Source organism: Enterococcus italicus, from assembly GCF_023743875.1.
GTDB classification, from domain to species: domain Bacteria; phylum Bacillota; class Bacilli; order Lactobacillales; family Enterococcaceae; genus Enterococcus_G; species Enterococcus_G italicus.
The window spans coordinates 283,259-297,348 of sequence record NZ_JAMRVB010000001.1; the positions used below are offsets into that span (position 1 = coordinate 283,259).

Sequence of the window (14,090 nt, forward strand, 5' to 3'; positions counted from 1 at the left end):
CATGGCAACAAAACACGATTTGATTTTAAACCATATTGAAAGCCTACCGGTGGGTGAACGGATTTCAGTGCGAGGAATAGCAAAAGATTTATCAGTCAGTGAAGGAACGGCTTATCGAGCGATTAAAGATGCCGAGAATATCGGTCTTGTGTCAACGATTCAGCGTGTTGGAACAATTCGTATTGAACGAAAATTAAAAAAACATATCGAAAAACTTACTTTTCGTGAAGTGGTTCAGATTACTGAAGCGGACGTATTAGGTGGCGCAAGTGGATTGGATAAAGATCTCAATCGCTTTGTGATTGGGGCGATGCAAGTCAGTGCGATGGAGCGTTATGTGACGCCAGGATCATTGATGATTGTCGGTAATCGTACCAATGCACAAAAATTAGCACTAGAGGACGGTGCGGCGGTCTTAATTACTGGTGGCTTCGATACGATCCCTGAGATTGCTACCTTAGCCGATGAATTATCATTACCAGTCTTGAGAACGACGTATGATACTTTTACCGTAGCGACGATGATTAATCGGGCCCTAAGTGACCAATTAATCAAAAAGGATATATTGCTCGTTAGTGATATTTATATGCCGTTAGAAAAAACTCATTATTTGACGATAAGTGATACGGTGGCTGCATACAATCGCATCGCCGAAGAAACCAAGCATTCACGTTTCCCAGTCGTCAATAAGAGTATGCGCGTCGTTGGAATTGTTACCGCCAAAGATATTTTGGGTAAAAACGAGACACAATCAATTGAGCGACTGATGACAAAAGAGCCAAGAATAGTCAAAAAAGAAATGAGCGTTGCCTCTGTCAGTCACCAAATGATTTGGGATGGGTTAGAAGTGATGCCGGTTGTGGCAGATGATTTGACGCTGATTGGGATTGTGACGAGACAAGATATTATGAAGGCTATGCAGTTGATTCAAAGACAACCACAAGTCTCTGATACCATTTCTGATCAAATTACGGGTCAAATTCAGATGACCACTCCACAAGCTGTCGATGGGAAACTTAGTGAGCCAGAATTTCGCTTTTTAGTTGCGCCGCAGATGGTGAATGAGATGGGGACCATCTCGTTTGGTGTGCTAAATGAAGTGGTCGCTCATGCGGCAAAACAAACAATGAAAGTCAATCAAAGAAAAAATGTGTGGATTGAACAAGTGAGTTTGCACTATTTCCGCTTAATTCAATTGGAAAGTGAATTTACATTAAAGACACGCATTTTAGAGCTAGGTAGACGGTCAGCAAAAATCGATATGGAAGTCTATATTGAGAATTCATTAGTTGCTAAGGCGATGGTGGTTTGTCAATTGATGGAACGACCTTAGAAAGAGGAAAAATTATGCAAAAGCAAGCAGAAATATTACAAGCAATCGAAGCCTATTCACGAATCATCATCCATCGCCATATGCGTCCTGATCCAGATGCGCTAGGGTCACAAGTAGGCTTAGCAGAATTACTGCGATCATCTTATCCAGAGAAAGAAATTTATCAAGTGGGTGGTCCAGTCGAAGGATTGGCTTTTCTAGCAGAGATGCAAGAGGTGAGCGATGATTTGTATCAAGGTGCTCTAGTCATTGTTACGGATACGGCCAATGCTCCTCGAGTAAGTGACAAGCGCTTTTCATTAGGGGATAAGCTAATCAAAATTGATCACCATCCCAATGATGAGCCATATGGCGATATCGTCTGGGTGAACACCAATGCAAGTAGTTGTAGTGAAATGATTGCCTCATTCTGGCAACTATTTCCAGAACAATTAGTGATGAATGAACAGTCAGCTCGGCTACTCTATGCGGGTATCGTTGGTGATACTGGACGCTTCTTGTATCCATCTACTTCAACCGAAACGTTGTCCTTAGCAGCTAAATTAAGAACATTTGAGTTTGATGCATCCAAATTAAATCGGCAAATTTCACAAATGCCACTAAAAGTTGCACGGCTATCCGGGTATGTTTATGAACAAATTGATGCTGATGAAAACGGAGCAGCCAAAGTTATTTTCAGCAAAGAATTGATGGCGCAATATGGTGTGAGTGATTCAGAAACGGCTAGTGTGGTTTCCTTACCTGGCAATATCGAAGAAATTTTGGCGTGGGCGATCTTTGTGCAACAACCTGACGGGTCCTATCGCGTGCGTCTGCGTTCAAAAGGACCAGTCATTAACGAATTGGCCAAAAAACATCATGGTGGTGGTCATCCACTAGCAAGTGGAGCCAATGCGACTGATTTAGCTGAGGTCCAAGAGATTTATCAAGAAATTCAAGCATTGTGTCAACAGTATATGGCAGAAAATGAAAAGATGATATAGTCAAAAAATGGAGGCGATTGTATGAATAGGTTCGCCAATTATTTAACGAAGTATGTCCAAAATCATCCTGATTTATCTAAAGCAGAGAAGCTATTAATCAATCAGACAGTTGAAAAATTAGCGACTAGTCAGTCTGAAGATCAAGAATTAGTCGTGCTTATTCAGTCTTTACGGAGGTTCTCACTTGAAAGTGAGTTAACACAGGCGGGCAAAAAGCTATTGGCCCGCCTACAAAGAAAGCAATGGTTAGTTGGTATTGTTAATGTCTTACCATTTGGAAAGTAAAGTTATATAGCAAGATGCTGAGCCAAACTAGCTAAAAAAGACCAAAAAACCAGAAGTTATTTCTCAAACTTTTGGTTTTTTTGGTCTTTTGCTAGTTTTTGGCTCAGCTGTGTATGCTACTTGCGTAAATCATCTAGAAATTCTGTTTTAGAGATGGTTTTTTCGTCCTTCATTTTAATGACTTTGGCTGGAGAGCCCGCTACGACCGCACCGGCAGGAACATCTTGAGTCACCACAGATCCAGCTGCGACGACTGCGCCTTCACCTACCCGTACACCTTCTAATACCACAGCGTTGGCACCAATTAAGACGTGATCTTCAATAATCACTGGTGTCGCTGAAGGTGGTTCGAGAACGCCAGCTAACACGGCGCCTGCACCGATGTGAGCCTTTTTACCGACTGTCGCACGAGCGCCTAGAATCGCGCCCATATCAATCATGCTTTCTTCGCCGACCACAGCACCAATGTTAATCACAGCACCCATCATAACGACAGCATTCTTGCCGATGACTGCTTGGTCACGAATAAATGAGCCTGGTTCGATTCGGGCATCAACTGTCGTTAAATCTAGTAAAGGGACTGCTGAGTTACGACGGTCATTTTCGACATAGACATCTTTGATTGCAGCTTTGTTTTTTTCAAGGAAAGCTTGGATTGGTTCAGCATCTCCAACAGCAAAGTAAAAAGAGTTGCTTCCAAATAAGTGGATGTCGGTAGCTTTGACGTCAGCCAAGTCGCCAGAAATATAAGCTTTGACTGGGGTTTGCTTCGTTGCATTTTTAATAAATTTTGCCAGTTCATATGGATCTGTAAATTGTAAGTCAGACATGGAGTCACCTCTTCGTTTAAATTAGTGGGCTATTAGGTCATTCATTGAGTAAAGCCCAGGTTTTTGCGTAACCAAAAATGCCGCGGCCTTTAAGGCACCATTGGCAAAGATATCGCGTGACAGTGCGGTATGCTTTAATTCAATGAGTTCATCTTGGCCGGCAAACAATACGGTATGCTCACCGGGAATGGTACCACCGCGAACAGCGTGGATTCCCATTTGGCTACGTAAGTTTTCATTGTGATTGCCTTGGCGACCGAAGACATATTCTTTTTTTGTTTGGCAAACATCATTGATACTATCTGCCAATAAAAGAGCCGTCCCACTTGGAGCGTCTTTCTTTTGATTGTGATGCTTTTCAATCATTTCGATATCAAAGTCCGCTTCAAGACTTGGGGTAATCTGTTGAAGGGCTTGAATTAATACATTGATACCTAAAGACATATTTGCCGAAAAAAAGACAGGAATCGTCTGCGAGACGCTCTCCATTTTTTTTAGCGTTTCTTCAGGTAAGCCGGTCGTAGCGACGACAATCGGTAGGGCGGAAGCCTGTGCATCATCTAGCAAAGCAGGCACGTTTTCAAAATAAGAAAAATCAATCACTACGTCTGCTGATTCCTTCACATCTGCTAAGGTGTGATAAATTGGAAAAGTTGCAGAGGTAACTACTTGGCGATCGATACCAGCGACAATCTCATAAGCAGAATTTTCTGTTGCCAGTTGCGTGATGACTTTACCCATTCGTCCTTGAGCACCACTTAAAATGATTTTTGTCATAAAGTTTTCCTCCTATAACAAACCGAATGCGGTCATCTCTTTTTTCAGACGGTCGACAGTGGCGTCTTCTGGTACTCCTAGTGGCAAGCGGTAATGCAGCTCGCATTTGCCTAATAAAGAGACAGCAGCTTTGATTGGCACAGGATTTACCTCGGCGAAGATCGCATCAATCAATGGTTTTTGTGTTAGTTGCATGTCTTTTGCTTTTTTCAAGTCACCTTGAAGATAATCGTGTACCATTTGTGAGGTTTGCTTAGGAGCAATATTGCCGATTGTTGAGATGACTCCAAGACCACCGACTGATAATAAAGGAAGGACTTGATCGTCATTACCAGAATAAAGAGCGAAGTCTTCATCAACTAAGCGGGCGATTTCAACGATTTGTGAAATGTCACCGCTAGCTTCTTTGATGCCTTTAATATTTGGTATTTTTTTCAGTTCGGCAACAGTTTCCGCTGTTAAATTCATGCCCGTTCTTGAAGAAACAGAATACAGTAGGACAGGTAAATCGACACTTTCGCAAATTGCACGATAATGTGCAATCAAACTAGTCTTCGTTGCTTTATTATAATAAGGAGTAACGACTAATAAGGCATCGGCTCCTACGCGTTGGGCTTCTTTTGATAAATGAATCCCATGTTCGGTATTGTTTGAACCAGTCCCACCGATGACAGGCACACGACCTGCCGATTTTTTTACGACTGCTTCAATAACAGCGATATGTTCTTCATCAACTAAGGTTGAGGCTTCACCAGTTGTCCCACATGCAACAATTGCATCGATGCCTGACTGAATTTGCCATTCTACTAATTCATCCAGCTTTTCATAGTCCACCGTTCCGTCTTGTTTCATTGGGGTAATTAATGCAACTGCAGCGCCTTCAAAAATTGCCATTTTTTACACATCCTCTCGTACACATCTATTTTTTTCTGAATTAAATAAAAAATCCAATTCACTATAGATTATTGGAATTATATACTATAATATTAGAAAATATCAATGATTATCCGAGAAAATGGCGAGAATATCATGAGGAAAAAGAAAAAAAGGAATGATTTGATGGAAATAAGTTCAGCCGTAAATGATTTGTTAACAGAGGTTGTCGCAGATCGACGAGCGCTACACCAGATACCTGAATTAGGGCTACAAGAAAAAGAGACAAGTGCCTACATAAAAAAAAGACTAGCAGACTTCGGGGTAACGGAAGTCTATGATTTATTAGATACAGCAGTCATAGCAGTCTACCGCGGAGAAAAAGAGGGCAAGACACTTGCTTTTCGCACTGACATCGATGCATTACCTGTAATGGAAGAGACGGGTGTTGAGTTTGCGTCTAAACACCCTGGCAAGATGCATGCATGTGGTCACGATGGGCACATGGCGACTATGCTAGGCTTCGCTCAATATCTATCCTTGCATCCTGAAGAAATTATCGGCACTATCGTCTTACTCTTTCAGCCGGCTGAAGAAGGACCAGGTGGCGCACAATTATTGATTGACGATGGCTTTTTGACAAAATTTCAAATCGATCAAATCATCGGACTTCATGTATTTCCTGAATTTGATGAAGGAATCATTGCCTGTAAGTCGCATGCCATGATGGCTAGAAATGGCGAAATCTACCTAACCGTTAAAGGTATTAGCTCACATGGCGCGCAGCCACAGCAAGGAGCTGATGCGATCCTATCAGCCTCAGCTATTATTCAAGGCTTGCATGCGATCGTCTCACGAAACATCAGCCCCATGGAGTCTGCAGTTTTAACATTTGGCAAAATAACGGGTGGCGAAGCGATGAATATCATTCCTGGTATGGTAAAAATTGAGGGCACCATGCGGGCGTTTTCTGATGATGTATACGATACCATGACAGAGCGTGTCCAATGTGTGGCGACCGAAATTGCCAAAGGATATGGCTGTGAATGTGTGGTTGAATTTAATCATATGTATCGCGTCGTTGACAACGACCCAAGTATGGTCGACGCCTTAAAGAAAATTGCTAAGACATCCTATGTCCAAACGCCGCCTTATATGTTGGCAGAGGATTTTTCGATGTACCAAAAGGAAATTCCCGGGTTGTTTTTCTTTGTAGGAATCCGCAATGAGAGCAAAGGATACGTAGCACCGTTGCATAGTGGCAAGATGAATTTTGACGAAACGTATCTATTAGGCGGTATTGAATGCTACCGTCAATTAATTGCAGAATTAAATAAAGGGGAATCAGTATGAGCGAAGTAAAAAATCATCTTTTGTGGGATGGCTGCGACACAGTCGAATTAGCGAAAACATATGGCACGCCACTCTATGTTTTTTCAGAGTCGATGATTGAGCAAGCTTGCCGAGAATTACAAAGAGACTTTATCCAAAAATATGAACGCGTACGAGTCGCCTATGCCTCTAAAGCATTTAATGTTCTAGCGATGCTAAAGTTAGTTGAAAAAGAAGGCCTGTGCTTGGATGTGGTCAGCGGTGGCGAATTATACACGGCGATTGCCGCTGACTTTGAACCTGAAAAAATTGAATTTAATGGCAATAATAAATCAGTTGCGGAGCTAGAAGAAGCATTGGATTATGGAGTCGGTCGCTTTATCATTGATAGCATGCAAGAGTTGGACTTAATTCAACACATCTGTCGTGAAAAAAAACAAACGGCAAAGGTGCTCTTTCGAATTACACCTGAAATTACGGTCCAAACGCATCGTTACATTTCCACGGGCCAAAAAGATTCAAAGTTTGGGATACCTTTGGACGAGAAGGTGTTGTTTCCATTAATCAAGCAAGCAATCGATGCGCCGGAAATTGATTTTTACGGCATTCATTTTCATATTGGGAGTCAACTAGCAGATAACCAGACCCACCTAGCAGCGGCGAATGTGGCACTAAACCTAGTCAAACAAATCAAAGAGCGCTTTGACTATGAGGTGAAGGAGTTGAACTATGGTGGAGGCTTTGGCGTACGCTATACAAAAGCAGATGTTCGTCAACCCTATGCATATTTCTTAGACCCATTGATGGAGGCGACGATTACTTTTTGTGAAGAGCATCAACTCTATCGGCCGACCATTGTGATTGAGCCAGGTCGAAGCATTGTCGCTGAAGCAGGCATTACGCTTCATACAATTGGTAGTATCAAGCAACTGCCAGGTATCCGGACCTATGCTTCAATCGACGGCGGCATGACTGACAATATCCGACCAGGACTGTATCAGGCACAATATGAAGTAGCCATCGCAAATAAGCGAACCGACCAAGACCTTGAGCCGGTTACAATCTCTGGTAAAATCTGTGAAAGCACGGATATCTTAGTCAAAGATGCGCTCTTGCCGAAAGTTGCGACAGGGGATATTCTCGCTACCTATACGACTGGCGCATATGGCTACTCAATGGCGAGTAACTACAATAAAATTGCCATTCCTGCAGTTATTTTTGTCAAAGAAGGTCGAGCGGAAGAAGTCGTTAAACGCCAATCATACCAACAAATGATCCAAAATGAAGTGATACCAACTCATTTACGTTAGGAGCGATGATTATGAAAATTCCGTTTTATAAAATGCAAGGTGCCGGTAATGATTTTATCGTGATTGATAACCAAAAATTACACTTATCCAATGAGCAATTGGTGGCATTGACGAAAAAAATCTGCCAAAGACGTCTGTCTGTCGGTTCAGATGCATTGATGGTCGTCGATGTACCGCAAAATACGGGCGATGTACGCATGATTTTCTTTAATGCTGACGGAACAGAAGCCGAAATGTGTGGCAACGGCGCACGCTGTCTGGCACGCTATGCTTTTGAAAATGGCCTCGCTAGCGACAAGATGGTGATTGAGACAGTGGCAGGTGATGTGCCGGCATGGCGGCTAGATGAGCGGACGTATAAAGTCCAATTAAATGAACCTACCGTGGACCAATTTGATTTACCTTATGAGAATATTTCAGTAGATTATATTGAACTAGGAAATCCTGGTCTGCCTCATCTCGTTGTCCGGTGTGATGCGTTAGCGACAGAGCCATTGGCATCCTTTGAGTCATTTGCTAGAGAATTACGTCATTGGGATTATCTTCCAAAAGGCGCCAATGTGAATCTCTATGCGATTGACGATCAAGGACAGATTGTTTTACGGACATTTGAGCGAGGCGTCGAGGGCTTTACCTACGCCTGTGGGACTGGCGCTGGGGCAACGGCGTACTCGTTAGTGAAAAAAGGCATTGTGCCGTCCACGACCGTCTCACTTCAGACTCTTGGCGGTGTATTGCAAGTTCAAGTTCAAAAAGATCAATTGTTCTTGATTGGCGATACCAATATTGTCGTTGAAGGATCGATCGTCGATGAAGATGTAACTATTTAAATTTTTTTGAATAAGCAAACAGAAGTGTTCCTTTATCATTAAGCATGGTAAAATAAAAGAAATGATAGGAGGACGAAAAAATGATATTTGGCTTAGATAATGGTTTCACCCTTTTATTAGTCGTCGTTGGTATGGCACTTTCTCTTGCTGCCTCAGCATTTGTCAAAAGTACCTATAGCAAATACGACAAAATTCAAAGTAAAAAGCGAGTCACCGGTACCCAAGCGGCACAGTATATTTTGAAAAATCAAGACATTCATAATGTCGGAGTACAAGAGATTGCTGGTGATTTGACAGACAATTATAATTCAGGGACGAAAATTTTAAGTCTGTCACAATCGACAGCTCAGTCGACATCCGTCGCTGCTATCGGCGTCGCAGCGCATGAATGTGGTCATGCCGTGCAAGATGCTGTGGGCTATGCACCGCTTAGAATCCGAGCAGCGATTGTCCCCGTTGCCAACCTAGGATCGGCGATATCAATGCCGTTAATCTTGATTGGTTTATTCTTAAGAGGATCGTTTTTAGTCAATCTCGGAATTCTTGCTTTTTCAATGGCGTTTGTTTTCCAAGTGGTGACGTTACCAGTCGAATTTAATGCGTCACGACGCGCGTTAGCAATTTTAGGAGAAGGCGGCTTATTGACTGAAGAAGAATTACCCATGGCGCGAAAAGTCCTTACTGCAGCAGCATTAACATATGTTGCTGCTGCGATTACGACCTTGTTGCAGCTATTACGACTAATCGTGATTGCCAACAATCGTCGTAATTAGGCACCCGTGTAAACAATCATTTCAGTAAACAAAATGACTGCCCCGTGGTATCATAAAGTTAGAAGAAGGAGTGGATAACTATGAAAACTTCAACAAAATTATCAATTGGTGTAGGTGTGATAGCAGTAACAGGAATTGTAACAGCAGCCGTCGTTTCGGACAAAGTATTAACGAAAGTACGCTATGCAAGTAATCGTTGGAAAATTAAAAAATTCGTTTCTGATAAGTTTGATGGAAATGAAACACTCTTAGGGGTTGTTGATAATTTGAGCGACAAAGATATTAACAACGTTATGAATGTAGTCAAAAAAGTTAAAAAAGGCAAAAAACAAGTGTCAGTTTATGGAAACAACGTCAAAGAAACGACAGAGACTGTCAAAGAAAAATTACAAGATTTAGTAACGAGTGTATTTTAAAAAGTAAAAGACTGTTGCAAGCAATGTGACAGTCTTTTTTTGTGAAGGAAACGAATCAAAGGGGAAAAATGTGGAGAAAACGAGTACATTAACAAAGGAAGAGAAAGCATATTTTATGTGCGCGGCCATTGGTGAGGCAAAAAAAGCCCAAGCAATCGCTGAGGTACCAATCGGGGCAGTGGTCGTACTTGAAGGGGAAATCATCGGCCGCGGTCATAATTTACGGGAAACAACGCAAGATGCGACGATGCATGCTGAGATGATCGCGATTAGAGAAGCCTGCGCGAAGGTAGGAAGCTGGCGCTTAGAGGACAGTCAGTTATTTGTTACACTTGAGCCATGCCCAATGTGTGGAGGTGCTGCGATGCTTTCGCGAGTAGAAGAAATATACTTTGGCGCTTATGATCCCAAAGGTGGTGCAACGGGCAGCTTGCTAAATTTAGCGACAGATGAACGCTTTAATCATTGGAGTTACGTAGAAGCAGGGATTTTACAGGCGGAATGTAGCGACTTGTTGCGGACCTTCTTTAAAGAATTGCGACAAAAGAAAAAGTTCGCCTCAAAAAAGACTAGCTTACCTGAATAAAATAAGGTATACTAATGAGTGCCGAAAGGCTAGGACAATGAGGACCTTGTGAATGGTGTCAGGTCTGGAAGGAAGCAGCACTAAGCAGGCGTCTTCATGTGTCTGATACATAACGGAAGTCAAAGTAGATGAGTGTTCATTTACTTTGACTTTTTTTTGACAAAAAAGCTGAGCTATGCCAAACTTTGACTAATACTAGTAGAAGGTGATCTGACCAAGTGGGCAAAAAATTACGGATTATTCACACCAATGACTTGCACTCTCATTTTGAAAATTGGCCACGCGTCAAGCGATTCGTCAAGCAAAGGCAAGTAGCAGATGGTGAAGAATGTGTATTGACAGTTGATCTAGGAGATTTCATGGATCGTTGGCATCCTTTGACCGAAGCTACTAACGGCCAAGCCAACATTGAAGAGCTGAACGCCTTGCACTATGACGCCATCACGATCGGCAACAATGAAGGCATTGGCAATGAGAAAGAGTGTTTGAATCATTTGTTTGATCAAGCCAATTTTGATGTTGTGCTTGCGAATTTATTTGATAAAACAACTTTATTGCGACCGAAGTGGGCGCAACCATACAAGATAATGACTTTGGATAATGGACTGACGATAGCGATGATCGGAATGACCGCACCATTTCCGTTAACTTATGCACCCAATGGCTGGGACGTTCGCAATCCGTTGGAATTATTGCCAGAGCTTGTAAATGAATTACGTTCACAAGTGGATGTCCTGATCTTGCTTAGTCACTTAGGGATTCAAGCTGACTATACAATTGCGGATGAGTTTCCTCAATTTGACGTGATTATCGGTTCGCATACGCACCATCTGTTTCCGAATGGCGAAAAACGAAATGGCGTGCAACTAGCAGCAGCAGGGAAGTTTGGCCGCTATGTCGGTGAAGTCGAGCTTGATTGTAACGATACCCACATTACCAGCACTGCTCGGACTTTTTCTATCGAAGAGATGTTGGCTTATCCAGAAGATGAGCAACAAATTACAAAATGGGCGCTAAAAGGACATGAGCAATTAACGAAATTGACGATCGGCTATTTGCCTTATCCATTGACCAATGACCCACAACTATATGAACACTCCTTGATTGAGGAGGCCTTGGATGCCGTGCGTAAGCGAGGAGCGACTGATAGTGCTATCTTGAACTCAGGCTTATTTTTAGAATCATTACCAGCTGGGCGAATCAGTCAAGATCAGCTGCATAGTATCTTGCCACATCCGATGCATTTGATTCGCGTACGGTTGCGAGGCAAAGACCTGATTCGCATGATACTTGAAATGGAAAAAAATCGCTGGTTTTTGTTACATTATCAAATGGTGGGCATGGGCTTTAGAGGAAAAAATTTTGGCCAAATTCGTTATCTGGGTATTAGCTATGATGCGACTAATCACCAAGTGTATTGGCAAGGGAAGCCAGTCGATGAACAGCAAAACTATTCATTTACAACAGTGGATCACTTTATGTTTATCCCTTTCTTCCCAACGATTGAAATCGCAGGTGACGTGACGTTTTTATTTCCTGAGTTTATTCGTACAGTCGTCGGTAATGATTTGCAAAAGAAATTCCCATTAACGTAAAAAGAACGAAAGAAGATACTGCCGGAATGAAAGAAAATCGGTATAATAGAACAAGGTGGTGAAAAAATGGCCAATGAAGAAAATTTAACTGCTGAACTGACAGCCGTATTAGAAGAAATCGTGGAAGAAACCAGTACCGGTAATAAAAATAAAGGATTGGCTTTCGAGCAATTATCAGAGTCTGAATTTTTAATTGATGGTAGACAGTATCGGTTGGTAAGAGATTATCGCGAGGGCTTTGATGCACAAAGGCTGGTCGACCGCTATAGCGAAGTGCTTGCCCGCTATGATTACATTGTGGGCGATTGGGGCTATGAACAGCTACGGTTAAAAGGATTTTTTGGGACAGATAATAAAAAAGTATTGCCTGACCAACGGATCGATACCTTAGAAGATTATTTATATGAGTTTTGCAATTTTGGCTGTGCCTACTTTGTGATTGAACGCATTGGTGGCAAAAAAGAAAAAACACAGACGAAAAAGAACAAGCGACGCACATCGACTACCAAAAAGGTCAAAGACCAAGCGCATATAGCAGAGAAAAAAGCGCCAGTTAACACGCGACCTGATAAGAAAAAAATGAAAATTCGGCAATCAAACGAGCAAAAGAAAGAGGCACCGACGAAAAAAACAACAACCCGTACAACGAAAAAAGAATTTACGATTCGGAAAAGAAATGAAGGCGAATAGATGAATTATAAGGGGTATTTGATTGATTTAGATGGCACCATTTATTTAGGAAAAGAGCCGATTCCAGCTGGCAAACGCTTCATTGAACGCTTGCAACATGCGCAAATTCCTTTTTTATTTGTGACCAATAATACGACCAAGCGTCCAGCTGTTGTAGCCAATCGTTTAGCCACGGAGTTTGATATTCATGTTGCACCAGAGACGGTCTACACGGCGACGTTGGCGACGATTGATTACATGAATGACAAGCAATTAGCCAAAACGGTCTATGTCATTGGCGAAGCCGGACTGATTGAACCAATTCTAGAAGCAGGCTATATATGGGATGAAGTGAATCCAGCTTATGTCGTCGTGGGCTTAGATTCCAATGTGACGTATGAACAATTTGCATTAGCGACACTGGCGATAAAAAGAGGTGCCCATTTCATTGGTACCAATCCAGATAAAAATATTCCGACTGAACGAGGGCTATTACCAGGCGCCGGTGCATTACTATCATTCTTAGCAACAGCAACGCAAGTGGACCCTGTCTGCATTGGCAAGCCAGAAGCCATTATTATGGAAAAAGCATTAGCGCATCTCGGCTGTTCCAAAGAAGAAGCGATAATGGTTGGTGACAACTATGAGACAGATATTACTGCGGGGATAAAAAATGGCATTGATTCGCTATTGGTCCTATCAGGGTTTACCCCGAAAGAAGCCGTCCCTACCTTACCAATTGCACCGACTTATGTTATTGACTCATTAGATGATTGGGTAGTCGCCGATGAATAGATCTACTTGGTGGTTTTGGAGCGGACTAGCTTGTTTGATGCTTTTTCTTCTGACGCTGGCTATTACATTGACCATCAATAGCATGTGGCTGTATCGTTTTTCAATCGATCAGTTGGCAATTTTAGATTGGACTACTTTATCAAAAGCAGAGTTGATGACTTCGTATCATCAACTTTTGGCATATTTGAATTTCCCTTGGGTGAAGACCTTGCAATTAGCTGACTTCCCAATGTCGGCATCGGGACTCAGCCATTTTGTAGATGTAAAAAAATTATTTTTACTAAATTATGCAGTGGGGCTTATAACGGTGATTCCAGCTGCGGTATTTTTGTATCAAAACCATAAACGTCAGCAAGAGTGGCGACTCATTCGTCCGTTCCAGACTGCAAGTATCATTCCAATCGTTTTCGCGCTTATGATGGCGATGGGCTTTGATCGTTTTTTTGTGACATTTCATGAATTGTTTTTTAGTAATGCTGATTGGCAATTCGATCCAGTGACCGATCCGATTATTAATGTCTTGCCAGAGCAGTTTTTCTTGTATTGTTTTGTGCTGTTCTTCGTTTTATTGGAAATGTTCTTTCTTGGCACTCTTTTCTATGCAAAACGAATGTTTAAGCATCGGGTTAAGTAAAGTGAGAGACTGAGACAAAATTAGCTAAAAGCAAAAGACCATCCAATCCAAAAGTTCGTTTTCAAACTT

General features: G+C 42.1%; 16 protein-coding genes and 1 other RNA gene. 14 read left to right on the top strand and 3 right to left on the bottom strand.

Annotated features, from left to right (window positions below):
• The first annotated feature begins 1 nt into the window (after window position 1).
• The 3 genes from NE257_RS01315 to NE257_RS01325 are packed head-to-tail and all read left to right on the top strand — an operon-like array spanning window position 2 to window position 2,601.
• A complete protein-coding gene (locus NE257_RS01315; RefSeq protein ID WP_251885618.1) occupies window positions 2–1,333 on the top strand; it encodes a DRTGG domain-containing protein in 1,332 nt (443 codons plus the stop codon).
• A 14-nt stretch (window positions 1,334–1,347) separates the two neighbouring features.
• On the top strand, window positions 1,348–2,316 hold the full coding sequence (locus tag NE257_RS01320) for a DHH family phosphoesterase (protein WP_251885619.1): 969 nt from the start codon (window positions 1,348–1,350) through the stop codon (window positions 2,314–2,316).
• Window positions 2,317–2,337: 21 nt separating this feature from the next.
• The gene (locus NE257_RS01325; protein ID WP_251851196.1) at window positions 2,338–2,601 is read left to right on the top strand and encodes a hypothetical protein; all 264 of its coding nucleotides are present in this window, start codon (window positions 2,338–2,340) and stop codon (window positions 2,599–2,601) included.
• Window positions 2,602–2,717: 116 nt separating this feature from the next.
• Here NE257_RS01325 and dapD read toward each other — a convergent pair whose 3' ends face one another.
• From dapD to dapA, 3 genes are read right to left on the bottom strand one after another with little or no spacing between them, the layout of a single operon-like run.
• Window positions 2,718–3,431, bottom strand: a complete 714-nt coding sequence (gene dapD, locus NE257_RS01330) for a 2,3,4,5-tetrahydropyridine-2,6-dicarboxylate N-acetyltransferase (protein WP_251851197.1) — start codon at window positions 3,429–3,431, stop codon at window positions 2,718–2,720.
• Between the two features lie 21 nt (window positions 3,432–3,452).
• Entirely contained in the window at window positions 3,453–4,208 is a 756-nt protein-coding gene (gene dapB / locus NE257_RS01335; protein WP_251885620.1) for a 4-hydroxy-tetrahydrodipicolinate reductase, read from the bottom strand.
• Between the two features lie 12 nt (window positions 4,209–4,220).
• Window positions 4,221–5,102: a 4-hydroxy-tetrahydrodipicolinate synthase gene (gene dapA / locus NE257_RS01340; RefSeq protein ID WP_007208865.1), complete on the bottom strand. Its 882-nt coding sequence runs from the start codon at window positions 5,100–5,102 to the stop codon at window positions 4,221–4,223.
• A gap of 165 nt (window positions 5,103–5,267) precedes the next feature.
• Here dapA and NE257_RS01345 point away from each other — a divergent pair, with 165 nt between their 5' ends.
• The 11 genes from NE257_RS01345 to NE257_RS01395 all read left to right on the top strand — a co-directional run bounded on the left by NE257_RS01345 (window position 5,268) and on the right by NE257_RS01395 (window position 14,021).
• Window positions 5,268–6,434, top strand: coding sequence for a M20 metallopeptidase family protein (locus NE257_RS01345; protein WP_251885621.1), 1,167 nt, complete (start codon window positions 5,268–5,270; stop codon window positions 6,432–6,434).
• Entirely contained in the window at window positions 6,431–7,723 is a 1,293-nt protein-coding gene (gene lysA, locus NE257_RS01350; protein WP_251855200.1) for a diaminopimelate decarboxylase, read from the top strand. Before NE257_RS01345 ends, lysA begins: the two co-directional genes overlap by 4 nt.
• 11 nt (window positions 7,724–7,734) lie before the next feature.
• Window positions 7,735–8,553 (top strand): diaminopimelate epimerase, encoded by an 819-nt coding sequence (gene dapF / locus NE257_RS01355; RefSeq protein ID WP_251885622.1) that lies wholly within the window; start codon window positions 7,735–7,737, stop codon window positions 8,551–8,553.
• 80 nt (window positions 8,554–8,633) lie between these two features.
• The gene (locus NE257_RS01360) at window positions 8,634–9,326 is read left to right on the top strand and encodes a zinc metallopeptidase (RefSeq protein WP_007208861.1); all 693 of its coding nucleotides are present in this window, start codon (window positions 8,634–8,636) and stop codon (window positions 9,324–9,326) included.
• Between the two features lie 80 nt (window positions 9,327–9,406).
• On the top strand, window positions 9,407–9,742 hold the full coding sequence (locus tag NE257_RS01365; RefSeq protein ID WP_007208860.1) for a hypothetical protein: 336 nt from the start codon (window positions 9,407–9,409) through the stop codon (window positions 9,740–9,742).
• A 70-nt stretch (window positions 9,743–9,812) separates the two neighbouring features.
• Window positions 9,813–10,328 (top strand): tRNA adenosine(34) deaminase TadA, encoded by a 516-nt coding sequence (gene tadA, locus NE257_RS01370; protein WP_040366904.1) that lies wholly within the window; start codon window positions 9,813–9,815, stop codon window positions 10,326–10,328.
• A gap of 26 nt (window positions 10,329–10,354) precedes the next feature.
• Window positions 10,355–10,441, top strand: an RNA gene (gene ffs / locus NE257_RS01375) — signal recognition particle sRNA small type.
• Window positions 10,442–10,546: 105 nt separating this feature from the next.
• On the top strand, window positions 10,547–11,923 hold the full coding sequence (locus tag NE257_RS01380) for a bifunctional metallophosphatase/5'-nucleotidase (RefSeq protein WP_251885623.1): 1,377 nt from the start codon (window positions 10,547–10,549) through the stop codon (window positions 11,921–11,923).
• A gap of 66 nt (window positions 11,924–11,989) precedes the next feature.
• Window positions 11,990–12,613 (top strand): YutD family protein, encoded by a 624-nt coding sequence (locus NE257_RS01385; RefSeq protein ID WP_251885624.1) that lies wholly within the window; start codon window positions 11,990–11,992, stop codon window positions 12,611–12,613.
• Window positions 12,614–13,387: a TIGR01457 family HAD-type hydrolase gene (locus NE257_RS01390; protein ID WP_251869501.1), complete on the top strand. Its 774-nt coding sequence runs from the start codon at window positions 12,614–12,616 to the stop codon at window positions 13,385–13,387. It begins immediately after the preceding gene.
• Window positions 13,380–14,021, top strand: coding sequence for a TIGR01906 family membrane protein (locus NE257_RS01395; RefSeq protein WP_251885625.1), 642 nt, complete (start codon window positions 13,380–13,382; stop codon window positions 14,019–14,021). Before NE257_RS01390 ends, NE257_RS01395 begins: the two co-directional genes overlap by 8 nt.
• Window positions 14,022–14,090 lie beyond the last annotated feature (69 nt).

Bases quoted from the DNA above. Each gene is read 5' to 3' on its own strand.
- dapB (WP_251885620.1), bottom strand. From the start codon at position 4,208: ATGACAAAAATCATTTTAAGTGGTGCTCAAGGACGAATGGGTAAAGTC.
- NE257_RS01390 (WP_251869501.1), top strand. From the start codon at position 12,614: ATGAATTATAAGGGGTATTTGATTGATTTAGATGGCACCATTTATTTA.
- NE257_RS01345 (WP_251885621.1), top strand. From the start codon at position 5,268: ATGGAAATAAGTTCAGCCGTAAATGATTTGTTAACAGAGGTTGTCGCA.
- NE257_RS01325 (WP_251851196.1), top strand. From the start codon at position 2,338: ATGAATAGGTTCGCCAATTATTTAACGAAGTATGTCCAAAATCATCCT.
- NE257_RS01395 (WP_251885625.1), top strand. From the start codon at position 13,380: ATGAATAGATCTACTTGGTGGTTTTGGAGCGGACTAGCTTGTTTGATG.
- dapD (WP_251851197.1), bottom strand. From the start codon at position 3,431: ATGTCTGACTTACAATTTACAGATCCATATGAACTGGCAAAATTTATT.
- dapF (WP_251885622.1), top strand. From the start codon at position 7,735: ATGAAAATTCCGTTTTATAAAATGCAAGGTGCCGGTAATGATTTTATC.
- NE257_RS01315 (WP_251885618.1), top strand. From the start codon at position 2: ATGGCAACAAAACACGATTTGATTTTAAACCATATTGAAAGCCTACCG.
- dapA (WP_007208865.1), bottom strand. From the start codon at position 5,102: ATGGCAATTTTTGAAGGCGCTGCAGTTGCATTAATTACCCCAATGAAA.
- NE257_RS01385 (WP_251885624.1), top strand. From the start codon at position 11,990: ATGGCCAATGAAGAAAATTTAACTGCTGAACTGACAGCCGTATTAGAA.
- NE257_RS01360 (WP_007208861.1), top strand. From the start codon at position 8,634: ATGATATTTGGCTTAGATAATGGTTTCACCCTTTTATTAGTCGTCGTT.
- NE257_RS01365 (WP_007208860.1), top strand. From the start codon at position 9,407: ATGAAAACTTCAACAAAATTATCAATTGGTGTAGGTGTGATAGCAGTA.
- lysA (WP_251855200.1), top strand. From the start codon at position 6,431: ATGAGCGAAGTAAAAAATCATCTTTTGTGGGATGGCTGCGACACAGTC.
- NE257_RS01320 (WP_251885619.1), top strand. From the start codon at position 1,348: ATGCAAAAGCAAGCAGAAATATTACAAGCAATCGAAGCCTATTCACGA.